A 315-nucleotide genomic window follows, 5' to 3' on the forward strand; every position below is an offset into this window, starting at 1 on the left:
ATTAAACACCACGGTTTGGTATTGTTCGCCTTCATTATAGGCTAAACTTCTTTTTCTGTCATGAGTTAGCAGGATCTGCCTGCTTGGAGTTTTTTGTTAAATCAATAATTAGATAAGAAAAACCTGAGAAGGTCAATTTTACTTCTCAGGTTTTTTGTTCTATACACTCCACTGGTTTAGAATACTATTAAGAAAGAGTTTAATTGTCATACACAACTAATCTTTTTTACTTTTTGCTACAAAGATAGCGGATAGGGCTAGGCTAACACTTGCCAAGAAAATAGCTGTTTCTGACTGTTTCTCACCAGTTTCTGG

At 34.9% G+C, this 315-nt stretch carries 1 protein-coding gene; it reads right to left on the minus strand.

All coding sequences use genetic code 11. The annotated features are described in order from the left end of the window. Window positions 1-216 precede the first annotated feature (216 nt). Window positions 217-315 (minus strand): LPXTG cell wall anchor domain-containing protein (locus B7692_RS11575; protein ID WP_142360056.1); only part of this gene is annotated, 99 nt, incomplete at its 5' end.

Source organism: Streptococcus mitis (genome assembly GCF_002096925.1).
GTDB classification, from domain to species: Bacteria; Bacillota; Bacilli; order Lactobacillales; family Streptococcaceae; genus Streptococcus; species Streptococcus mitis_AF.